This window comes from Allobosea sp. NPDC055594 (assembly GCF_053618995.1).
In genome coordinates, this window is the sequence record NZ_JBSHIO010000011.1 from 79710 (window position 1) to 100255 (window position 20546).

The window sequence follows — 20546 nt, forward strand, 5'->3', positions numbered from 1 at the left end:
TTCGGGCCGTGGGCTCGGCCGAAACAAAAGCCCGCGCGGATCTCTCCGCGCGGGCCGGTGGTCTGGTCAGGCCGCGAAACGCGGCCCGAGGATCACTTCTTCTCGGTGTTGGCCTTCTTGAGGGCCGCGCCGAGGATGTCGCCGAGCGAGGCACCGGAATCGGCGGAGCCGTACTGGGCCATCGCCTCCTTCTCCTCGGCCATTTCCAGGGCCTTGATCGAGACCTGGATCTTGCGGGCCTTCTTGTCGAAGAGGATGACGCGGGCGTCGACCTTCTCGCCGGCGGCGAAGCGCTCAGGGCGCTGCTCGGCACGATCACGCGCGATTTCGGCGCGCTTGATGAAGGTGGTCATGTCCGTGCCGGCGATCTTGACGTCGAGACCGCCTTCCTTGACGTCGATGACCTCGCAGGTCACGACCTGGCCCTTCTTGAACTCACCGGCATCCACGAAGGGATCGCCGCCGAGCTGCTTCAGGCCGAGCGAGATACGCTCCTTCTCGACGTCGACATCGAGAACGACAGCCTGGAGCATGTCGCCCTTCTTGTACTCCTCGATCACCTGCTCGCCCGGACGGTTCCAGTCCAGGTCCGACAGATGGATCATGCCGTCGATGTCGCCTTCCAGGCCCAGGAACAGGCCGAACTCGGTCTTGTTCTTGACCTCGCCCTCGACCACCGAACCGGACGGATGCTGCTCGGCGAAGACCTCCCACGGATTGCGGAGGGTCTGCTTGAGGCCGAGCGAGATGCGGCGCTTGACCTGGTCGACCTCGAGGATCGCGACGTCGACTTCCTGGGAGGTCGAGACGATCTTGCCGGGGTGGACGTTCTTCTTGGTCCAGGACATCTCGGAGACGTGGATGAGGCCTTCGATGCCCGGCTCCACTTCGACGAACGCGCCGTAGTCCGTGATGTTGGTGACGCGGCCCTTGAGGCGCGCACCGACCGGGTAACGGGCGGCGATGCCATCCCACGGATCGGCCAGCAGTTGCTTGATGCCGAGCGAGATGCGGTGCGTCTCCTGGTTGATCTTGATGATCTTGACCTTGACCGACTGGCCGATGGTCACGACCTCAGACGGATGGTTGACGCGGCGCCAGGCCATGTCGGTGACATGGAGCAGGCCGTCAATGCCGCCGAGATCGACGAACGCACCGTATTCGGTGATGTTCTTGACGACGCCGTCGATGACCTGGCCCTCTTCGAGCGAGGCGACGAGCTCGGAGCGAGCCTCGGCGCGGGTCTCTTCGAGGACGGTGCGGCGCGAGACGACGATGTTGCCGCGGCGACGATCCATCTTGAGGATCTCGAAGGGCTGCGGCTGACCCATCAGCGGGCCGACGTCGCGGATCGGGCGGATGTCGACCTGCGAACGCGGCAGGAAGGCGACGGCGCCGTCGAGATCGACGGTGTAGCCACCCTTGACCGTGTTGAAGATGTTGCCCATGACCTTCTCACGGGCCTCGAACGCCTTCTCGAGCTTGACCCAGCTCTCTTCACGGCGGGCCTTGTCGCGCGAGATGACGGCTTCGCCGAGCGCGTTCTCGATCCGGTCGAGATAGACCTCAACTTCGTCGCCGACCTTCAGCTCCTGGTCGCGACCAGGGCCGGTGAATTCCTTCAGGGCGACGCGACCTTCGGTCTTCAGACCGACGTCGATGATCGCCATGTCCTTCTCAATGGCAACGACCTTGCCCTTGATGACGGTACCTTCGAGGGCCTCGTTCCGGGTGAACGATTCCTCGAGCAGAGCGGCGAAATCCTCGCGGCCCGCGTGATAGCTTTCGACAGCTGACATAAGTGCTCCTGAACGCCGGCCGCGTATCCCGCGGATGTCCGGCTGGGCGCCGATTGGGTTGGTGTTGCGATCCGGATCGAACCGCGCGGTGCTCCGCTCACGGAGCTTGCCGACCTTTTCAAGGACGGCGGCGCCTGGCCGCAGGGGCCGATCCGCATCCAAGAGGCCGCGCCAAACGCAAAACGGGAGCTGGCCGGTTCGACCGCCCCCGGCTGTGATCGATCACGGCCCTTCGGACGAGCCGGATTTAGTCGATCCCTGGTCTCGGGACAAGAGCCGACAGGGCCTTTCAGCCCGGAAAAACCGCATCGCGGCGGCGAATCCCCCTTGCCGACCCGAGGTACCCCGTTCGGATCAGGCCGCCTGCTTGCCGCTAGGTCATCCGCATGTCAATAAACCGGCCTTGACGCGCGGCTCGCCAGCCGCCCGTCACTGCCGCCCGTCGTCGCGAATACTGCTCTGAGCTCGCCATCCGTCGTGATCGGCCGCGCCCCTTGCGTGCGCCAGACCAGGAGTCATCGTCGATGCATAGCCCCCTCCCCCGTCTCGCCTTCCTCGCCGCCGCCCTGTTCGCAGCAGCGACCAGCGCCAGTGCCGACAGCGCCCCGCCGAAAGAAAGGGTCCAGCGCGGCGAATACCTCGCCGGAATCATGGATTGCGGCGGCTGCCATACGCCCGGCGTCTTCCTCGGCAAGCCGGACAAGGCGCGCAGCTTCGCCGGCTCCGAGGTCGGCTTCCAGATTCCCGGCCTCGGCACCTTCTACCCACCCAATCTGACGCCCGATCCGGAGACCGGTCTCGGCAAATGGAGTGAGCTCGACATCATCAAGGCCGTGCGTACCGGCGTCAGGCCCGACGGGCGGATGCTGTCGCCGGCCATGCCCTATGAAAGCTACCGCAAGCTGAACGATGCCGACGCGCTCGCGCTCGCGACCTATTTCAAGAGCCTGAAGCCGGTGAAGAACGCGGTTCCCGCGCTCGCCGGCCCGAGCGAGAAGCCGAGCGCGCCCTATCTCGCAGTCGTCTCGCCGCAATAGGGCGCAGCACCGCCCCTCGCCGGGAGCCGGTCGCTCATGCGTGCCGGCGCCCTTGCACGGGCGCGCCGCGGAGCCAATCTGCAGAGCGAATGCCGGCTGGCCCGGCGCGCTCAAGGGATCGGCCGCATGCTTCCCCTCTCCATCCTCGACCTCGCCTTCATCACCGAAGGCGCGACGGCCGCCGACGCGCTGCACAATAGTCGCGATCTCGCCCGTCATGCCGAAAAACTCGGCTACACCCGCTTCTGGCTGGCCGAGCACCACAACATGACCGGCATCGCCAGCGCCGCGACCTCGGTCGCGATCGGCTATGTCGCCGAGGGTACTTCGACAATCCGCGTCGGCGCCGGCGGCATCATGCTCCCCAACCATTCGCCGCTGGTGATCGCCGAGCAGTTCGGCACGCTTGAGGCGCTCTATCCCGGCCGCATCGATCTCGGCCTCGGCCGCGCGCCGGGTACCGACCAGCGTACCTGGCGGGCGCTGCGGCGCGAGGCCGATTCAGCCGAGCGCTTCCCCCAGGACGTGCTCGAGCTGCAGGCTCTGCTCGGCCCGCTCCAGCCCGACCAGGTGATCCAGGCGGTCCCCGGTACCGACAGCAATGTGCCGCTCTGGATCCTCGGCTCGAGCCTGTTCGGCTCGCAGCTCGCGGCGATGCTCGGCCTGCCCTATGCCTTCGCCTCGCATTTCTCGCCGGATGCGCTGATGGACGCGCTTTCCGTCTATCGCGAGCGTTTCCAGCCCTCGGCCCAGATCGACAAGCCCCATGCCATGGTCGGCTGCAATGTCGTCGTCGCCGAGACCGATGCCGAGGCGCGATACCTGTTCACCTCCGTGCAGCAGCGCTTCGCCGACATGCTGCGCGGCAAGCGCGGCCTGCTGGCGAAGCCGATCGACGATATCGAGAGCTACTGGTCCGGCCCGGAGAAGGCGCAGGCCCAGCGCATGCTCGCCTGCTCCTTCGTCGGCTCGCGCACGACCGTTCAGGCGCAGCTGCAGGCCTTCGTCGAGAAGACCAGGGCGGACGAGCTGATCGTCGCCTCGGCGATCTTCGATCACGCGGCCCGCAAGCGCTCCTATGAGATGCTCGCAGAAATCCAGCCCGCGCTCGGCCCCGCGATGGCCCAGACCTAGATCGCCGCGCGTCCGTTCGGGCGCAGTCATAGCGATCTATCTTATTGTTATAGCATCTATTTTTTCCGAAAAATGGATTCCACTTTTCGGTCCGATGCTATAGCCTCGGCAGGACAGGCGCGCCCTGGCTACCGGCCGACCACGCGGTGGGCGAAACCTCGCCAGACACCGACAATGCGCTGCCGGTGAATTCGGCCGGCTGCTTCCCCTGCATCGGCCTTCATGCGAGGTTGCGCCAGTTTCGCCGGCGCCGGAGGAGAACGCCATGGGTTGGGCCGTCCTGGGACTGATCGTCGTCGTCGTGATCTATCTGATCATGACCTATAACGGGCTCGTGGCGATGCGGCAGCGCGTCAACCAGGCCTTCGCCGACATCGACGTGCAGCTGAAGCAGCGGCATGACCTGATTCCCAATCTGGTCGAGACCGTGAAGGGCTATGCCAGCCACGAGAAGGAAACCTTCGACGCCGTCATCAAGGCCCGTAACCAGGCCCAGGCCGCGGCCGGCCCGCATGACCAGGCCGTGGCCGAACAGCAGCTCACCGGCGCCGTCGGCCGGCTGCTCGCGCTCGGCGAGGCCTATCCCGACCTGAAGGCGAGCGCGAACTTCCAGCAGCTCCAGCAGGATCTCGGCAATGTCGAGGACAAGCTGGCCGCGGCGCGGCGCTTCTTCAACAATGCCGTCAGCGAGTTCAACACCGCGATCCAGGCCTTCCCGGCGGTGTTCTTCGCGCCGCAGATGGGCTTCACCCCGCGCGAGTTCTTCGATGTCGGCGAGCAGACCAGGGCACAGATCGAAGTCGCCCCGAGCGTGAAGTTCTGACGAGGCGCGCGAGCGCGGAGCCGCTGTGATGCCGGGGGAAGCTTTCGGGCTCTACACCCACCAGCGCAACAACCGGATCAGGTCGAATTTCCTGCTCGTCGGGCTGTTCCTGCTGGTCTACCTGACCGTCTGGGGCCTGCTGCTGGTCGCCTACGGCTATGGCGGCGTGCCGCGCGGCCACAGCGCCTTCAGCGAAGCGGGACGAACCTTCCTGTCCTGGCTGCCGGTGATCACGCTCGCCACGGCCGCCTGGATCTTCATCGGCTTCCGGATCAATGTCGCGCTGATCGGCGCGGTGTCCGGCGCCAGTGGGATCAGCCGTGAGGAGAATCCCAAGCTCTACCGGATGCTTGAGAACCTCTGCATCTCGCGCGGCATGGTGACGCCGAAGCTCGCGATCATCCAGAGCGACGCGCTCAACGCCTTCGCCAGCGGCGTCAACGACAAGCAGTTCACGGTGACGCTGACCACCGGGCTGATCGAGCAGCTCAACGATGCCGAGCTCGAAGCGGTGATCGCCCATGAGCTCACCCATATCCGCAATGGCGACGTCCGGCTGATGGTGATCGCGATCGTCATCGCCGGCGTGATCTCCTTCGTAGGCGAGGTGATGTTCCGCGGCCTCACCCGGCGCAGCATCCGCTATTCCTCCTCGTCCTCCGACGACAAGAAGGGCGGCGGCATCGCGATCCTGATCGGCATCGCCGTGATCGCGATCTCCTGGTTCCTGGCGATCGTGGTCCGGCTATCGCTGTCCCGGGCGCGCGAATATCTCGCCGATGCCGGCGCGGTCGAGCTCACCAAGAATCCGGACGCGATGATCTCGGCCCTGCTCAAGATCTCCGGCCGCGCCGATATCGAGGGCGTGCCGTCGGGGGTGATGGACATGTGCTTCGAGAACGACCCCGATGATTTCGCCGATTTGTTCTCGACCCATCCTTCGGTGACCAAGCGGGTGCAGGCGCTGGTGCAGACGGCCGGCGGTCGCATGCCGCTCGAGGCGCCGCTCGGCCCGCCCAAAGTCGCCGAGCGCCAGCCTCTGCCGGAAATCGCCGAGACCTCGGCCGCTCACGGGCCGTGGAGCCGCAAGCCGCCGGGCTGAAGCCCCGCCTCGGCTCAGCGGCCGTCCTTCGCCCAGGTCAGCGCTTCCTCGAGCCGGTCGTCGCCCCAGAACAATTCACCATCTTCAGTGACGAAGGTCGGCGCGCCGAAAATGCCCAGCGATTTCGCCAGCTCGGTCTCGGCCTTCAGCCGGCCCTTGACCTCCTCGCTGCGTGCCAGCGGGAAGGCGAGCGAGGGATCGGCTCCGGCAGCGCGCAGCGCGGCGGTCAAGACCGCCTCCTCGGCGATGTTGCGACCCTCGCAGAACTCGGCCCGGAACAACGCCCTGGTGAAGCCCGGCAGCCAACCGGCATCGCGGCCGGCAAGTGCCAGTCTCGCAGCGACCAGCGAGTTCTGCGGAAAAGCCTCCGGCTTGACGATGCTGAGCCCAGCTCGGCCGGCGCGGCGCGCCACATCGCGCCACATATAGCGGCCCTTGCTGGGGTAGAGGTTGAAGGGTGAGCTGTTCCAGCCCTGCGCCGCGAAGATCGGCGCGAGCAGGAAGGGGCGCCAGCGCAGATCGACCCCGGCGGCCTCGGCAGCGGCCTCGATCCTGAGGGCAGTCAGACAGGAATAGGTCGAGGCGAACTCGAACCAGAAATCCAGAACAGGACGTTTCGTCATCAGCCCCCCCGGCGGTCCGAAGCCGGTCCGCCACATCCACCACGGCGCGGGCGGCACGCCCGTCGATCATCATGCCGGTCCCCCGGCCCGGACCGGCCGGAGCCGATCCATCACCGGAAGACGCCACATCGATCAGAAGGTTCCGATTGCGTCGCCCGTAGCCCTGCGATAGTGCGCCCTTACGTCCGAAATGCGGCCGCCGCGGCCGCATCCGTCTCTCAGGCATGAGCGTGTCTCATGCAGCCTCAGCAGGAAGATCAGCCGATGGCCGAAAAGCGCGTGAACAAGGTCGTACTCGCCTATTCCGGCGGCCTCGACACCTCGATCATCCTGAAATGGCTGCAGACCACCTATAATTGCGAGGTCGTGACCTTCACCGCCGATCTCGGCCAGGGCGAGGAGCTCGGACCGGCGCGCGACAAGGCGCTGCTGCTCGGCATCAAGCCCGAAAACATCTTCATCGAGGACCTGCGCGAGGAATTCGTGCGCGACTACGTCTTCCCGATGTTCCGCGCCAATGCCGCCTATGAAGGCGTCTATCTGCTCGGCACCTCGATCGCCCGGCCGCTGATCGGCAAGAAGCTGATCGAGATCGCCGAGAAGGTCGGCGCCGATGCCGTCTCGCACGGCGCTACCGGCAAGGGCAACGACCAGGTCCGCTTCGAGCTGACCGCCTATGCGCTGAAGCCGGACGTTCATGTCATCGCGCCCTGGCGCGAATGGGATCTGCGCTCGCGCGAGCAGCTGATCGCCTTCGCCGAGCAACACCAGATTCCGATCGCCAAGGACAAGCGCGGCGAGGCGCCGTTCTCGGTCGACGCCAACCTGCTGCACGCCTCCTCGGAGGGCAAGGTGCTGGAGGACCCGGCCGTCGAAGTGCCGGACTATGTCTATTCGCGTACGATTTCGCCGGAGGACGCGCCCGACAAGCCGACCGTGATCACCATCGATTTCGAGCAGGGCGACGCGGTCGCAATCGACGGCCAGAAGCTCTCGCCGGCGACGCTGCTGGCCAAGCTCAACGAGCTCGGTCGCGACAATGGCATCGGCCGGCTCGACCTGGTCGAGAACCGCTTCGTCGGCATGAAGAGCCGCGGCATGTACGAGACGCCCGGCGGCACGATCCTGCTCTCGGCGCACCGCGCCATCGAGTCGATCACGCTCGACCGCGGCGCCGCCCATCTCAAGGACCAGATCATGCCGCAATATGCCGAGCTGATCTATAACGGCTTCTGGTTCTCGCCGGAGCGCGAGATGCTGCAGGCGCTGATCGACAAGAGCCAGGAATTCGTCACCGGCCAGGTGCGGCTCAAGCTCTACAAGGGCGGCGTCCACGTCATCGGCCGCTCGAGCCCGTATTCGCTCTACGACCAGGACCTCGTCACCTTCGAGGAAGGCGCCGTCGCCTATGACCACCGCGACGCGGCGGGCTTCATCAAGCTGAACGCGCTGCGCCTGCGCACGCTCGGCCAGCGCAAGAAGAAGCTGGGGCTGTGAGAGGTTCAAGGCGGCTGAGCCGCAACGGCTAACCTTCTCCCGGGTCGGAGGAGGTGGTGCGGAGCGCCTGATCAGGGCCCGCCCTCACCCACAGAATGGCGCTGCATCGCCCTCACGATCAGCGGCAGTCCCTCACCCCCTACCCCTCTCCGATCCGGGAGAGGGGTTTTTTGTGTCTACTCAGTACGCCGCCCGGCTTACTTCACGAGCTTGCCGAGGACGAAGAACTGGGTCTCGCCGGAGGAGTCGTCGACACCGTCATTATCGGTGACGACGAAGAGCTCACCGGCCTTGTCGAGCGCCATGCCCTCGACCTTGTCGAGCCCGTAGCCGCCGCGCTTCATCAGCTCCGGCGTCAGGTCGCGCAGCAGCGTCTTCTCGACCGTCGGGATGTCGGAAGCGCCGAGCGGCGCCGGCTTCATCCCTCTCACCGAGAAGCTCTGCAGCGTCTTCACCGCCCCGGCACCGAACTGGTTGTCACGCTCGATCACAGCGAAGCGGTCCTCGCCGAGATAGGTCAGCTCCGAAAGCCCCATCCAGGCACCGGCAGCCGGCGCGCTCAGCGGATAGTGCAGCACCCCCCAGCTCTTGTCGGCGGGCCTGTAGCTCAGGATCTTGGCCTTGCCCTTGGGATCGTCCTTCCATTCGCGCTGGACAGCGAGCCAGACGGTTTCGTCCGCGCCCGTGCCGGTGACAGCGACGCCCTCGAAGCCGAAGCGCGTGGCCTGCTTCTCCAGCGCCTCCGGCAGGAAGATTTCCTCCTCGACCTCGCCCTTGGCGGAAACGCGCAGCAGGATGTTCTTTGTCGGCTTCTCCTTGTGCTCGGGATTGCCTTCCGAGGCGAGCCAGAAGCCGCCACCAGGACGCGTTGCGATGCCTTCGAGGTCGTAGGCGGCGGGCTTGCCGTCCTTGCCGAGCGTCAGCGCGCCGGTGATCGTCGCCGGCTTCGCCGTCGCGTCGATTTCGAGGATGCGGGAGGGCGAATAGGCGCTGTCGGTGACGGCGAAGAGCCGGCCGGTCAGGCTCGGATGGGCCGCGAGGCCCGAGAGCGCCCCCCAGCCGAGCGGCACGCCACCGACATCGGCGGACTGAATGGCCGGATAGGCGGCCTGGGCCGCGCTGCGCTCGTAGATCGTCACCGCCGAGCGCGGCCCGCCCTTGGCACCGAGATCGGCCTCGGAGGCCGAGACGAAGAGGTTGCGCTGCGGGATGGCGAGCAGGCCCTCGGGAGCGATCCCGCCCGGCAGCGCCTGGAGATAGCGCGGGGCACGGCCAGCGCCCTCGTCCTTGAAGACGAGCACGAGGGAGGCCCGCTCCAGCCCGACGAAGATCAGCTGGTCCTCGCCATAGGTTCCGACCTCGATGCCCTCGGGCTCGCTGCCCTTGGCCGCCGAGCGGCGCTCCGGATAGTGTCCGAGCCTGATGGCGATATGGTCGACCAGTGCGCCGGAATCGAACTCGACCGTGCCGTCCTTGCGGAAGATGGTGAAGCCGCGCGAGCCGCCCTTCCAGTCGCCCTCATTGGCGGTGACGAAGCGGTCATTGTCGAGCCAGCGCACGGCATCGGGCTCGCGCGCCACCCCTTTCAGCTCCTCGACCGGACTGATCTGGCCGTCGCGGGTCTTGTCGATGCTCTTCAGATCGACCGCACCGGCCGGAAAATGGGCAACGAGCTTGCCGGTCCCGGTGTCGACGATGGCGAGGTGGTTGTTCTCCTGCAGCGTCACCACGGCGAGTCCGTCCTGGTTGACGTCGACGAATTCGGGCTCGGGGTCGGTTGGCTCGACGGCGGTGATGCCGGTGAGGTCGACGACTTGCTTCGAGGCACAATCAGCTTCGCCGTCCTTGAGGCCGATCAGGGTGAGGTTGCCGGCCGGCAGCTGCGGCAGCGCCCCCTTGTCCAGTTTCTCGTCACGCTCGTTCTCGATGGCGATGACTATCTTGCGCTTGTCCTTGCTCAGCGCGATCGAATCCGGCTGGCCGCCGAGCTCGCATTTCGCCGTGACCTGCTTCGTCTTCAGATCGATGGTGGCGAGATGCCCGGTCGGTTCCTTGAAATTGTCGCCGGAGGTGACGATCGCGGCGAAGGCCCGGTCACCGAGGACGACCACCGAGGTCGGCTCGCCTTCGACGGACACGAAGCCCGCCGGCTTCGGCGCGCTGGCGGCGGCGATGTCGATCAGGCCGATGCCCTTCTGCTCGGCATCGGTATAGGCGAGCAGCGTGCCGGCCTCGTTGGCGGCGATGATCTCGGCGACGGTCTTCTGCTTGGGGTCGCGGCCGGCGGGGAGATTGCTGGGCACGGAGAAGGTCGCGATACGGTTGAACATCGGTTCGGCCAGAGCCGTACCGCCGAGCAGGACGGTCGCGAGGGCAGCGAAGGCGAGCGGTTTGCGCATCGGACGGGTCCTGTTCCGCAAGGCTTGAGAGAACGGCGGACCCTTCGGCTAATCAGTGCGGGCAACAGTTTCGTGACAGCTGAAACGAGATCGCCCCGCTTCCGGCTCGCCGGAAGCGGGGCGATCTCTGCCGGGGCATTCAAAGCCGGAGGGCAGCGGCCTCAACCTCGACCGGCGTCGACTTTTTGAGCCCGATCACCTCCAGCTCGGTGACGACCGCGACCACCGCGGCCTGAGCCAGGACGAAGGCGATGCCGAGCGCGGTCGGCTGAAACCAGCCGGAGACCAGGATCAGGATGCTGTCGGCGACCCAGAGGATGTTGATGCCGATCACCGGATGGCAAGCCGCGGCAGACGCACCCGACTGGCGAGGAAGGCGAGCACCGCGGCGCAGGGCAGCAGCACGATCCCGGCGCCGCGCAGGAACTCGGCCGGGAAGCCGAGCAGGCCGGCAAGCGCTCCGGCTCCGAAGCTGAGCAGCAGGCCGGTGGCGGCACAGGCGGCGGCATCGAGGACGAGGACGTTGCGCAGGAAGCTGGAGGACTGGATGTAGGCCATGGCTGTTCTCCGGTTTGGCCACCGTTCCGGGCGGCGCCGTTGTTGATGGTGGCCATGCTGACGGATGCCCGGAGGTCGGTCGATTAAGCCGGAGGTAATTGGAAGCCGGTCCGACCGGCGCTAGCTTGCCCCACATGAACCAGCACCAGAAACCTACGGTCGGCCATCTCATCCGCGACTGGCGCCAGCTTCGCCGGCTCAGCCAGCTCGACCTCGCCCTCGAGGCCGAGATCTCCCAGAAGCATCTCAGCTTCATCGAAAGCGGCCGCTCGGCACCGAGCCGGGACATGGTCCTGCACCTCGCCGAAAATCTCGGCGTGCCCCTGCGCGAGCGCAATGCGCTCCTGCTCGCCGCCGGCTATGCGCCGGTCTATCTCGAACGCTCGCTCGAGGATCCCGGCCTGCAGGCGGCCCGCAGTGCGATCGACCTCTTGCTGAAGGGGCACGAGCCCTATCCGGCGCTGGCGGTCGACCGGCACTGGACGCTGCTCGCCGCCAACGCCGCGGTGGCGCCGCTGCTCGCAGGCGTGACCGAAGCGGAGCTGCTGCGTCCGCCGGTTAATGTGCTGAGGCTCAGCCTGCATCCCGGCGGCCTCGCACCGGCGATCGTCAACTTCGCCGAATGGCGCAGCCATCTGATCGCCCGGCTGCGCCAGCAGATCCGCGCCACCGCCGACCCGGCGCTCGCCGAACTGCTGGCGGAGCTGTTGGGATATCCCACGCCGGACCTGCCGGCGCGCAAGGGCAAGGCTGGCGAAGACAGCGAGCCGCCGGTCGTCGTGCCGCTGCAAATGCGTTTCGGCGACAAGATCCTCTCCTTGATCTCGGCGACGACGGTGTTCGGCACGCCGGTCGACGTCACCTTGTCGGAACTCGCGCTCGAAACCTTCTTCCCGGCCGATCAGGCGACGGCGGAAGCACTGAGGGCGATAGCCGGCTCGTAGCGCGCAGCGTGCCGGGAACCTTCTTCGCGCCCGGCCGTTCCTTCGTCATCGCCGCTACGGCGGCACATGTTCGAGCGAGGAAACGACCGATGGGCAGCACAGCCGACAAGATCAAGGGCATGGCCAACGAGGCCGCCGGCAACATCAAGCAGGCCGCCGGCAAGGCGCTGAACAAGCCCGGCCTCGAGGCCGAGGGCTTCGCGCAGGAGCGCAAGGGCGAGGCCCAGCAAGCCGTCGGCAATGCCAAGGATGCGGTCAAGAAAGTGATCGACAAGGCCTGATCATCGCATCAGGTCCCGATCAAGAAGCGGGCGCCGAAAGGCGCCCGCTTTTTCGTATCCAGATCATTCGGCCGCAGCGACGCGTAAGGCCGGAATGGGGCTGCCAGCAGGGCGCCTCAGGCGGCGCCGCCGAGGCCGCCGAGGAAGTCCTTGACCCGGCCGAAGAAGCCGGCGCTTTCCGGATGGGTCGCGCCGGAGCTCTCGCGCTCGAATTCGAGCAGCAATTCGCGCTGACGGGCGGTGAGCTTCTGCGGCGTCTCGACCAGGACCTGGATGTAGAGGTCGCCGGAATCGCGCGAGCGCAGCACGCTCATGCCCTTGCCCTTGAGGCGGAACTGCTTGCCGGTCTGCGTGCCCTCCGGGATCTTCACCCTGGCCTTCTCGCCATTGAGGGTCGGCACCTCGATCTCGCCACCGAGCGCCGCCGAGGTCAGGCCGATCGGCACCCGGCAGAACAGGTCGGCGCCGTCGCGCTGGAAGATGGCGTGCGGCTTGATCGAGAGGAAGATGTAGAGATCCCCCGCCGGACCGCCGCGCAGGCCGGCCTCTCCCTCACCGGCGAGGCGAATGCGTGTGCCGTCCTCGACACCGGCCGGGATGTTGACCGAGAGCGTGCGCTCGCGGGTGACGCGGCCGGAACCATGGCAGCCATTGCAGGGATCGTCGATGACCTCGCCACGGCCGCCGCAGGTCGGGCAGGTGCGCTCGACCGAGAAGAAGCCCTGATTGGCACGAACACGCCCATGGCCGCCGCAGGTCGCGCATTGCCGCGATTTCGAGCCGGCCTTGGCGCCGGTGCCGCTGCAGACCTCGCAGACCACCGAGGTCGGCACGCGAATGGTCGCGTTCTTGCCGGCATAGGCCTCCTCGAGGCCGATCTCGAGGTTGTAGCGCAGATCGGCGCCGCGCTCGCGGGCATTGGCGCCGCGCGGACCACCACGGCCGCGACCGTCGCCGAAGAAGGATTCGAAGATGTCCGACATGAAGTCGGACATGTCGGCCGGACCGCCTCCGCCGCCCTGCTCGAAGGCCTGATGGCCGTAGCGGTCATAGGCGCCGCGCTTCTGGCCGTCGGAGAGGACCTGATAGGCCTCGTTCAATTCCTTGAACTTGGTCTCGGCCGCCTTGTCGCCAGGATGCCGATCCGGATGGCACTGCATGGCGAGCTTGCGGAAGGCGCTCTTCAGCTCCGCTTCGCTGGCGGTCTTCTGCACGCCGAGAATTTCGTAGTAGTCGCGCTTGGACATCAAACAGCAGCCCTTGCGCCCTCCTGCACCTCGCGGCGCAGGAGGGCGAGCTTTCCCTTCACAGGCCATTCCGCGAATGCAATGGCCGGGTCAAGCCCGGCCATCACGTTCTGCGGGGCGGCGAACGCGCTCAGGCGCTCTTCTTCTTGTCGCCCTTGTCGTCGCTGACATCCTTGAAGTCGGCGTCGATGACGTCGTCCTTCTTGGCGTCGGCTTCGTCGGCGGCGCCATCGGCGGCCCCGGCCTCGGCCTGGCTGGCGGCATACATCGCCTCGCCGAGCTTCATCGAGGCCTGCATCAGCTCATTGGTCCGCGAGGCGATGGCCTCGGAATCATCGCCGGCCAGCGCCGTCTTCAGAGCGTCGAGCGCCGTCTCGATCGCGGTCTTGTCGGCGGCCGAAACCTTGTCGCCATAATCCTTCAGCGACTTCTCGGTCGAGTGCACGAGGCTCTCGCCCTGGTTCTTGGCCTCGACCAGCTCGCGGCGCTTCTTGTCCTCGGCAGCGTTGGACTCGGCGTCCTTGACCATCTTCTGGATCTCGGCCTCGGAGAGACCACCGGAAGCCTGGATGCGGATCTGCTGCTCCTTGGCGGTCGCCTTGTCCTTGGCGGTGACCGAGACGATGCCGTTGGCGTCGATGTCGAAGGTCACCTCGATCTGCGGCATGCCGCGCGGGGACGGCGGGATGCCCATCAGGTCGAACTGGCCGAGCATCTTGTTGTCGGCAGCCATCTCGCGCTCGCCCTGGAAAACCCGGATCGTCACCGCCTGCTGGTTGTCCTCGGCGGTCGAGAAGACCTGGCTCTTCTTGGTCGGGATCGTGGTGTTGCGGTCGATCAGGCGGGTGAACACGCCGCCCAGCGTCTCGATGCCGAGCGAGAGCGGAGTCACGTCGAGCAGCAGCACGTCCTTGACGTCGCCCTGCAGCACGCCGGCCTGGACCGCGGCGCCGATGGCGACGACCTCGTCCGGGTTGACGCCCTTGTGGGGTTCCTTGCCGAAGAACTGCTTCACGACCTCCTGGACCTTCGGCATGCGGGTCATGCCGCCGACCAGGACGACCTCGTCGATGTCACCGGCCGAGAGGCCGGCATCCTTGAGGGCCTTGCGGCAAGGCTCGATCGTGCGCTGCACGAGATCGTCGACCAGACTCTCGAACTTGGCGCGCGAGAGCTTGATGGCGAGATGCTTCGGACCCGAGGCATCGGCCGTGATGTAGGGCAGGTTGATCTCGGTCTGGGCCGTGGTCGAAAGCTCGATCTTGGCCTTTTCAGCAGCCTCCTTCAGACGCTGGAGAGCGAGCTTGTCCTTCTTCAGGTCGATGCCCTGCTCGCGCTTGAACTCGTCCGCCAGATACTCGACCAGGCGCATGTCGAAGTCCTCGCCGCCGAGGAAGGTGTCGCCATTGGTCGACTTCACCTCGAAGACGCCGTCGCCGATCTCGAGGATCGAGACGTCGAAGGTGCCGCCGCCGAGGTCGTAGACCGCGATGGTGCCGGTCGACTTCTTGTCGAGGCCATAGGCGAGCGCAGCCGCGGTCGGCTCGTTGATGATGCGCAGCACCTCGAGGCCGGCGATACGGCCGGCATCCTTGGTGGCCTGGCGCTGGGCGTCGTTGAAATAGGCGGGAACGGTGATGACCGCCTGCGTGACCGGCTGGCCGAGATAGGCCTCCGCCGTCTCCTTCATCTTCGTCAGCGTGAAGGCGGAGATCTGCGAGGGCGAGTAATCCTTGCCGTCGGCCTCGACCCAGGCGTCGCCCGAGGGCGCCTTCTTGATCTTGTAGGGGACGAGATCGATGTCCTTCTTGGTCATCGGATCGTCGAAGGTGCGGCCGATCAGGCGCTTGATCGCGAAGAAGGTGCGCTCCGGATTGGTGACGGCCTGGCGCTTGGCCGGCTGGCCGACAAGCCGCTCGCCGTCATCGGTGATGGCGACGATCGAAGGCGTGGTGCGCGCGCCTTCCGAATTCTCGATGACCTTGGGCGTCGAGCCCTCCATCACTGCAACGCAGGAATTGGTCGTGCCGAGGTCGATGCCAATAACTTTACCCATGGAAGGGATCCCTTTCGATTTAGCAGATCGCCGGACTGCCGCGCCGTGGCGCGGCCCTCCGGCCCATGGCCCCGACCCGTCCCCACCTTCTGCGGCGAACGAATGCGGGATATCCACGTCTGGCAGGCGCTTCCGGATCCTGGGCTTGCGCCCGGGCCCGGCCATCGTCCGCCGGTTCAATAAAGCGAACCGGGAATCCGCCAAGAGCTTGGGAGCCATGGCATTCCGGTTCCGGCCGTGGCGAAAACCACCGCTTCGCGGCGTATATAGGGAGGGTGCCGCCCCCCTTGCAAGGCGCGAAGCCGGAATAAGAGCCAGCTCCCCGCCGCGCCCGGCGCGGTCTTCGTCGCCCGGCATGATTAACGCCTGGTGTTGCTCCCGCGCCCTTGCGCGCGGGGCCGTGTCATTCCATTCAGAAAGACCGTCCATCGCCGAAAAGGACCCGCCGTGACGCCGACCCGCCGCTACGCCGCAAGCCGCCTCGCCGTCACCGGCGCCGCGCTGGCCTGGTTCGGCTGCACGGCCGCGGCGCAGCCTCTGCAACTGCCCGGCGCCCAGCCGTTCAGCGCGCCCGGCACACAGTATTCACCACCGGCATCGAGCGCACCGGCGGCGCCGCGCCCGCGGACGATGCCGGCCATCAAGATCCCCGGCGAGGAATCGCTGCTCGGCAAGACGGTACGGCGCAATGGTGGGGCCGGCGAGGCCGTGCTGGAAAAGACCGCGACCGGCTATGGGCTGAAGCTCCGGGCCGAGGGCTTCCAGGCCCAGAACCTGGTCGAGCCCTGCGCCATCTCCTTCGGCGACACGGCTGTGCCACTGACCTTTCTCGGCAAGCCTGCCGGCCTGCCGCGCTACAAGCTCGAGGCCTCGGTCTGTCCGATCGTGTTCGACGTATTGGAAGGCGGCTTCCTGGTGGTCGAGCCTGCCGAGCCCTGCGTGATCGAGGCGGCCGCCTGCCGGATCGACCCCCGAGGCGTCTGGGGGCCGGATGCGCGCACGCTGGCCGCCCACGCCAAGGAGATCGAGGCCGAGCGCGGCAAGGCCGAGAACGCTGTGCGCGAAGGCTACCGGGCGCTGTCGGCCAAGGCCGAGCTTCCGGAGCAGCGCAGCATCGCCCGCGAGCAGGCGGCGTTCTCCTCCGAGCGCGCCCAGATCTGCCGCGATTTCCAGAGCGAGGGCAGCCACGGCTTCTGCGGCGCGCGCATCACCGAGGGCCGCGCCGCCTCGATCCGCGCCCGGCTGGGCCTGCCCGAACCGAAGCCGGAAGCGACCAAGCCGCGGCCGGCCACGGCGAAGCGGACAGCTCCCCCCGCGGCGCCGCCCACCCAGGCGATCCAGTAATATCGGCTGCGATTGTCACCAGTGCCGTCGTTCCGGGGCGCTGTGCAGCAACGAGCCCGGAACGCGTGAACCTGACGGGCAGAGAACATGAAGGCCGAGAGCCGCTCCCTCCGTTGCGACTTCGGTGTTCGTGGGGTCCGGACCTTCGCTGTGCGAAGTCCTGGAATCACGACGGCGCATCCACCGCGCCCCTTCGTGCCTGCTCAGATCGCCTGACCGCCCGATACCTGCCCGGCTTCCCAGCCAAGGATCGCGCGCTTACGCGTCAGCCCCCAATGATAGCCGGTGAGCGCGCCGGACTTGCCGATGACGCGATGACAGGGCACGACGAAAGAGATCGGATTCTTGCCGACCGCCGCCCCGACCGCACGCGCCGCCGAGGGCTTGCCGATATGGTCGGCGACATCGCCATAGGTGGTGGCGCAACCGACCGGAATCCTCAGCAGCGTCTCCCAGACGCGCACCTCGAAATCGGTGCCGATCAACACGACACGCAACGGCGTCTGCGCCGACCAGCGCTCCGGCTCGAAGATGCGGCCCGCATAGGGCTTGGTCGCCTGTGGATCGAAGCGGTAATCGGCATGCGGCCAGCGCCGCATCATGTCGGCGAGCGCCTCGGCCCGGCCGCCGACGACCGTGCCGCCATCCTGGCCGTTCGAGACCCAGCCGAGCCCGGCGAGGCCGCGCTCGGTGACCACGATCAGAGCCTCGCCAAAGGGTGAGGGGTGGAAGCCGTAGGAGAGCCGCAGGCCCTCGCCGCCGGTCTTCCATTCGCCGGGCGACATCGCCTCATGGGTGACGAAGAGGTCGTGCAGCCGGCCGGGGCCGGAAAGCCCGACCTCGTAGCTGGTGTCCAGGATGCTGGCCGAGGAGGCCAGCAGCCCCTTGGCATTGTCGAGCGTGATCGCCTGCAGGAAGGCTTTCGGCGTCAGCCCGCACCAGCGCCGGAACAGATGATGGACATCGGTCGGCGTCGTGCCTGCGGCTTCGGCGATCTGCTCGATCGTCGGCTGCTGCCGCCAGTGCTCCGTGATATAGGCGAGGATGCGCCGCACCGTATCATAATCCGAGCCAGGCGCCGGCGCCGGAAAATCGGCCTCCGAGGGAATGGCCTCGGTTGCGCGGGCCAGTACGGCATTGGAGAGATTGATCGGTTTCATCGCAGTTCGGAAGCCGGAATGAGCATTCATCGTTCTATCCTCGCGATCTGATCTCATGTCCGCGAAGCTACTCATGCCAGCATGCCTATCCCACCCGAAAGCTGGCAAGCTCGCTCTCCCCGACGCCGCCATCTAGAATCCAGCGGATGACCGATTCTGCCGCCGCGATCGTCTCGCTCTATGAGCGCCATGCCGCCGCCTACGATGCGCTGCGCGGCCGAAAGCTGATGGAGGTGGCCTGGCTCGAGCGATTCTGCGCGCTGCTGCCGGCCGCGCCGTCGGTCCTCGACATCGGCTGCGGCATGGGCGAGCCGATCGCCCGGCATCTGATCGAGCGCGGCTGCGCCGTAACCGGCGTCGATTCCTCCGGGCCGCTGATCGGGCTCTGCCGCGAGCGCTTCCCGGAGCAGTCCTGGCAGGTCGCGGACATGCGCGATCTCGCGCTCGGCAGGCGTTTCGACGGGCTGATCGCCTGGGACAGCTTCTTCCATCTTCGCCATGACGACCAGCGCCTGATGTTCCCGCTCTTCCGGCAGCATGCGGCGGAAAGCGCCGCCCTGCTCTTCACCAGCGGCCCCGGCCATGGCGAGGCGATCGGGACGTTCGAGGGCGAGCCGCTCTACCATGCCAGCCTGGCACCGGAGGAATATCGCCGCCTGCTCGGCGAGAACGGCTTCGTCGTCATCGACCATGTCGTCGAGGACGCGGCCTGCGGCGGCCACACGGTCTGGCTGGCGCAGCGGCACTGACGCCTCAGGCCAGGATCGGCCCCGAGAGGAAGCGCCGCAGCTTCTCGCGCGTCAGACGCTGATTGTTGCGATGCCATTCGTCGTTGGTGGCGAAGACCGGCGAGGTCTCGTCCCAGCCGCTGCAACTGAAATCCGATTGCTCGGCGAAGAAGGCGACGAACTCTTCCTTCGACGCCCATTCTGCGATCGCCTGGCCGCCGTGATAGCCGTCCAGGATGTCGCAGAGCTTGATCCCGGCCCCAGTGCGGATCAGGCCATGGCCGCAGAAATCGCGGTGGAATTCGTGGATCAGGCCGCGGTCGACGGGGTGCTGCATCAGCTTGTCCCAGACCTCTCCCGCCAGCACGGGCCCGAACAGGGCGTGATCGAGCCGGTCGCGCAGCTGGAGCGCATAGGCGCGGCGCGAGGCTTCGCCGCCATCCTGCGGCGGCAGCTTGCCGCGCGGGCCGCGATTGGCACGCATGGCGGCGACGAGCACGAAGATGATGACGGCCAGCGCGATCAGCGGAATGATCGTCGCGGCCATGCGCGTCAGGCGGGCTCGAAATCGGGGCCGCGCCGGGCTTTGGCCAGCGCGGCGGAGAGCGCCGACGCGAAGCCTTCGCGCTCTTGCGGCGACAACGCCGCGGCGACCGGCACCTTGCGGCCGCGCGAGACCAGCGCCAGCCGCAGCAGCCCGTAATCCTCGTCGTCTTCACGCTCGAGGCGGGTCCAGGCCGGGTTGGAGCGCCAGATCGCCTCCTTGCCGCGATGCGAAACCTGGCGCAGCAGGACTTCGAGCGGCGTCACCACGATGCGCTCGAAGGCGCGCGCGGCCTTGAAATTGACCTTGAAGGCGATGAACAGCGCCAGGATGTCGAGACCGAAGAAGCCGGCCACCGGCCAGGCCCCGAGCAGCAGGAAAGGCACGGAGGTCACGAGGCTCGTCAGGCAGACCAGCGTCATCACCAGCCGGAACCCATCCGCGCCGAGCGAGCGATGGGGCGTGATGGTGGCGTCGAAGACCGGCCTTTCCGCAACGATACCGGCGGCTGCGGCGGCGCTCTCAGGGGCGGGCTTGCTCAGGCTCATACGCACAGTATAACGCCGCGATGAGCCCGCCGAACAGTGGCAAGACGCGCGCACCCACGCGCCGACAGCCTGCCGTCCCCAAAGCCCGAAACGCTGCCGAGATCCGCGAGATTTTCACGCGTTTCCGAACGGCCCGGCCGGAGCCGAAGGGCGAGCTCGACTATGTCAACGCCTTCACGCTGCTCGTCGCGGTTCTGCTCTCGGCGCAGGCGACCGATGTCGGCGTCAACAAGGCGACGAAGCGGCTGTTCGAACTCGCCGACACGCCCGAAAAGATGCTGGCGCTCGGCGAGGATCAGGTGCGTGAGCTAGTCAAGACGATCGGGCTCTACCGCACCAAGGCGAAGAACGTCATCGCGCTCTGCGAAAGGCTGATCGCCGACTTCGGCAGCGCCGTGCCGACCTCGCGCGAGGCGTTGGAGAGCCTACCCGGCGTCGGCCGCAAGACCGCCAATGTCGTGCTCAACATCGCCTTCGGCGAGATCACCCACGCCGTCGACACCCATGTCTTCCGCGTCGCCAACCGCCTGCGCATCGCGCCTGGCAAGAACGTGCTGCAGGTCGAGCTCGGGCTGGAGAAGGCGATCCCGGCCGAGTTCGGCCGGCATGCCCATCACTGGCTGATCCTGCACGGGCGCTATACCTGCAAGGCCCTGCGCCCGGCCTGCGAGAGCTGCATCGTCGCCGATCTCTGCGACTCCGCGGACAAGCGGATCGCCTGA

The 20546-nt window shown here is 66.9% G+C and carries 20 protein-coding genes; 10 read left to right on the forward strand and 10 right to left on the reverse strand.

The window, feature by feature from the left end; genetic code table 11:
• Positions 1–92 precede the first annotated feature (92 nt).
• Positions 93–1799 carry a 30S ribosomal protein S1 gene (gene rpsA, locus ACWGRX_RS20450; protein WP_291646289.1) on the reverse strand — a complete coding sequence of 569 codons (1707 nt, stop codon included), beginning with the start codon at positions 1797–1799 and terminating at the stop codon, positions 93–95.
• A gap of 524 nt (positions 1800–2323) precedes the next feature.
• Between rpsA and ACWGRX_RS20455 the strand changes: the two genes are divergently transcribed.
• The 4 genes from ACWGRX_RS20455 to ACWGRX_RS20470 all read left to right on the forward strand — a co-directional run bounded on the left by ACWGRX_RS20455 (position 2324) and on the right by ACWGRX_RS20470 (position 5895).
• On the forward strand, positions 2324–2836 hold the full coding sequence (locus tag ACWGRX_RS20455) for a c-type cytochrome (RefSeq protein WP_452119026.1): 513 nt from the start codon (positions 2324–2326) through the stop codon (positions 2834–2836).
• 126 nt (positions 2837–2962) lie between these two features.
• Positions 2963–3970: an LLM class flavin-dependent oxidoreductase gene (locus tag ACWGRX_RS20460; protein ID WP_452119027.1), complete on the forward strand. Its 1008-nt coding sequence runs from the start codon at positions 2963–2965 to the stop codon at positions 3968–3970.
• Positions 3971–4235: 265 nt separating this feature from the next.
• Entirely contained in the window at positions 4236–4793 is a 558-nt protein-coding gene (locus ACWGRX_RS20465; protein WP_291633503.1) for a LemA family protein, read from the forward strand.
• Positions 4794–4821: 28 nt separating this feature from the next.
• Positions 4822–5895: a M48 family metallopeptidase gene (locus ACWGRX_RS20470; RefSeq protein WP_452119028.1), complete on the forward strand. Its 1074-nt coding sequence runs from the start codon at positions 4822–4824 to the stop codon at positions 5893–5895.
• A 14-nt stretch (positions 5896–5909) separates the two neighbouring features.
• Here the strand turns inward: ACWGRX_RS20470 and ACWGRX_RS20475 are convergent, their stop codons facing one another.
• Complete coding sequence (locus ACWGRX_RS20475) at positions 5910–6518, reverse strand: 2-hydroxychromene-2-carboxylate isomerase (protein WP_291646285.1); 609 nt, start codon at positions 6516–6518, stop codon at positions 5910–5912.
• Positions 6519–6782: 264 nt separating this feature from the next.
• Between ACWGRX_RS20475 and ACWGRX_RS20480 the strand changes: the two genes are divergently transcribed.
• A complete protein-coding gene (locus ACWGRX_RS20480) occupies positions 6783–8015 on the forward strand; it encodes an argininosuccinate synthase (protein ID WP_452119029.1) in 1233 nt (410 codons plus the stop codon).
• Positions 8016–8212: 197 nt separating this feature from the next.
• Here ACWGRX_RS20480 and ACWGRX_RS20485 read toward each other — a convergent pair whose 3' ends face one another.
• From ACWGRX_RS20485 to ACWGRX_RS20495, 3 genes are all read right to left on the reverse strand, one after another.
• On the reverse strand, positions 8213–10414 hold the full coding sequence (locus ACWGRX_RS20485) for an esterase-like activity of phytase family protein (protein WP_452119030.1): 2202 nt from the start codon (positions 10412–10414) through the stop codon (positions 8213–8215).
• 139 nt (positions 10415–10553) lie between these two features.
• The gene (locus tag ACWGRX_RS20490; RefSeq protein ID WP_452119031.1) at positions 10554–10748 is read right to left on the reverse strand and encodes a hypothetical protein; all 195 of its coding nucleotides are present in this window, start codon (positions 10746–10748) and stop codon (positions 10554–10556) included.
• Positions 10745–10972, reverse strand: a complete 228-nt coding sequence (locus ACWGRX_RS20495) for a hypothetical protein (protein ID WP_452119032.1) — start codon at positions 10970–10972, stop codon at positions 10745–10747. The genes ACWGRX_RS20490 and ACWGRX_RS20495 overlap by 4 nt, the downstream gene beginning before the upstream one ends.
• A 134-nt stretch (positions 10973–11106) precedes the next feature.
• Here ACWGRX_RS20495 and ACWGRX_RS20500 point away from each other — a divergent pair, with 134 nt between their 5' ends.
• Positions 11107–11916 carry a helix-turn-helix domain-containing protein gene (locus ACWGRX_RS20500; RefSeq protein WP_452119033.1) on the forward strand — a complete coding sequence of 270 codons (810 nt, stop codon included), beginning with the start codon at positions 11107–11109 and terminating at the stop codon, positions 11914–11916.
• A gap of 89 nt (positions 11917–12005) precedes the next feature.
• Complete coding sequence (locus ACWGRX_RS20505) at positions 12006–12197, forward strand: CsbD family protein (RefSeq protein ID WP_452119034.1); 192 nt, start codon at positions 12006–12008, stop codon at positions 12195–12197.
• 116 nt (positions 12198–12313) lie between these two features.
• Here the strand turns inward: ACWGRX_RS20505 and dnaJ are convergent, their stop codons facing one another.
• Entirely contained in the window at positions 12314–13444 is a 1131-nt protein-coding gene (gene dnaJ / locus ACWGRX_RS20510; RefSeq protein ID WP_452119035.1) for a molecular chaperone DnaJ, read from the reverse strand.
• Between the two features lie 130 nt (positions 13445–13574).
• Entirely contained in the window at positions 13575–15500 is a 1926-nt protein-coding gene (gene dnaK / locus ACWGRX_RS20515; RefSeq protein WP_452119036.1) for a molecular chaperone DnaK, read from the reverse strand.
• 447 nt (positions 15501–15947) lie between these two features.
• Between dnaK and ACWGRX_RS20520 the strand changes: the two genes are divergently transcribed.
• Positions 15948–16844: a hypothetical protein gene (locus ACWGRX_RS20520; RefSeq protein ID WP_452119037.1), complete on the forward strand. Its 897-nt coding sequence runs from the start codon at positions 15948–15950 to the stop codon at positions 16842–16844.
• Between the two features lie 203 nt (positions 16845–17047).
• Here the strand turns inward: ACWGRX_RS20520 and ACWGRX_RS20525 are convergent, their stop codons facing one another.
• On the reverse strand, positions 17048–18034 hold the full coding sequence (locus ACWGRX_RS20525; RefSeq protein ID WP_452119038.1) for a methylated-DNA--[protein]-cysteine S-methyltransferase: 987 nt from the start codon (positions 18032–18034) through the stop codon (positions 17048–17050).
• Positions 18035–18150: 116 nt separating this feature from the next.
• Here ACWGRX_RS20525 and ACWGRX_RS20530 point away from each other — a divergent pair, with 116 nt between their 5' ends.
• A complete protein-coding gene (locus ACWGRX_RS20530) occupies positions 18151–18753 on the forward strand; it encodes a class I SAM-dependent DNA methyltransferase (RefSeq protein ID WP_452119039.1) in 603 nt (200 codons plus the stop codon).
• Between the two features lie 4 nt (positions 18754–18757).
• Here the strand turns inward: ACWGRX_RS20530 and ACWGRX_RS20535 are convergent, their stop codons facing one another.
• Both ACWGRX_RS20535 and ACWGRX_RS20540 read right to left on the reverse strand, forming a co-directional pair.
• Positions 18758–19279: a hypothetical protein gene (locus ACWGRX_RS20535; protein WP_452119040.1), complete on the reverse strand. Its 522-nt coding sequence runs from the start codon at positions 19277–19279 to the stop codon at positions 18758–18760.
• 5 nt (positions 19280–19284) lie between these two features.
• Entirely contained in the window at positions 19285–19824 is a 540-nt protein-coding gene (locus ACWGRX_RS20540) for a DUF2244 domain-containing protein (protein ID WP_291633475.1), read from the reverse strand.
• Positions 19825–19844: 20 nt separating this feature from the next.
• On the opposite strand from ACWGRX_RS20540, the gene nth reads away from it, so the two are divergent.
• Positions 19845–20546, forward strand: coding sequence for an endonuclease III (gene nth, locus ACWGRX_RS20545; RefSeq protein ID WP_452119041.1), 702 nt, complete (start codon positions 19845–19847; stop codon positions 20544–20546).

Coding starts and splice junctions, on each gene's coding strand:
- rpsA (WP_291646289.1), bottom strand. CDS start 1,799: ATGTCAGCTGTCGAAAGCTATCACGCGGGCCGCGAGGATTTCGCCGCT.
- ACWGRX_RS20455 (WP_452119026.1), top strand. CDS start 2,324: ATGCATAGCCCCCTCCCCCGTCTCGCCTTCCTCGCCGCCGCCCTGTTC.
- ACWGRX_RS20460 (WP_452119027.1), top strand. CDS start 2,963: ATGCTTCCCCTCTCCATCCTCGACCTCGCCTTCATCACCGAAGGCGCG.
- ACWGRX_RS20465 (WP_291633503.1), top strand. CDS start 4,236: ATGGGTTGGGCCGTCCTGGGACTGATCGTCGTCGTCGTGATCTATCTG.
- ACWGRX_RS20470 (WP_452119028.1), top strand. CDS start 4,822: ATGCCGGGGGAAGCTTTCGGGCTCTACACCCACCAGCGCAACAACCGG.
- ACWGRX_RS20475 (WP_291646285.1), bottom strand. CDS start 6,518: ATGACGAAACGTCCTGTTCTGGATTTCTGGTTCGAGTTCGCCTCGACC.
- ACWGRX_RS20480 (WP_452119029.1), top strand. CDS start 6,783: ATGGCCGAAAAGCGCGTGAACAAGGTCGTACTCGCCTATTCCGGCGGC.
- ACWGRX_RS20485 (WP_452119030.1), bottom strand. CDS start 10,414: ATGCGCAAACCGCTCGCCTTCGCTGCCCTCGCGACCGTCCTGCTCGGC.
- ACWGRX_RS20495 (WP_452119032.1), bottom strand. CDS start 10,972: ATGGCCTACATCCAGTCCTCCAGCTTCCTGCGCAACGTCCTCGTCCTC.
- ACWGRX_RS20500 (WP_452119033.1), top strand. CDS start 11,107: ATGAACCAGCACCAGAAACCTACGGTCGGCCATCTCATCCGCGACTGG.
- ACWGRX_RS20505 (WP_452119034.1), top strand. CDS start 12,006: ATGGGCAGCACAGCCGACAAGATCAAGGGCATGGCCAACGAGGCCGCC.
- dnaJ (WP_452119035.1), bottom strand. CDS start 13,444: ATGTCCAAGCGCGACTACTACGAAATTCTCGGCGTGCAGAAGACCGCC.
- dnaK (WP_452119036.1), bottom strand. CDS start 15,500: ATGGGTAAAGTTATTGGCATCGACCTCGGCACGACCAATTCCTGCGTT.
- ACWGRX_RS20525 (WP_452119038.1), bottom strand. CDS start 18,034: ATGAATGCTCATTCCGGCTTCCGAACTGCGATGAAACCGATCAATCTC.
- ACWGRX_RS20530 (WP_452119039.1), top strand. CDS start 18,151: ATGACCGATTCTGCCGCCGCGATCGTCTCGCTCTATGAGCGCCATGCC.
- ACWGRX_RS20535 (WP_452119040.1), bottom strand. CDS start 19,279: ATGGCCGCGACGATCATTCCGCTGATCGCGCTGGCCGTCATCATCTTC.
- ACWGRX_RS20540 (WP_291633475.1), bottom strand. CDS start 19,824: ATGAGCCTGAGCAAGCCCGCCCCTGAGAGCGCCGCCGCAGCCGCCGGT.
- nth (WP_452119041.1), top strand. CDS start 19,845: ATGAGCCCGCCGAACAGTGGCAAGACGCGCGCACCCACGCGCCGACAG.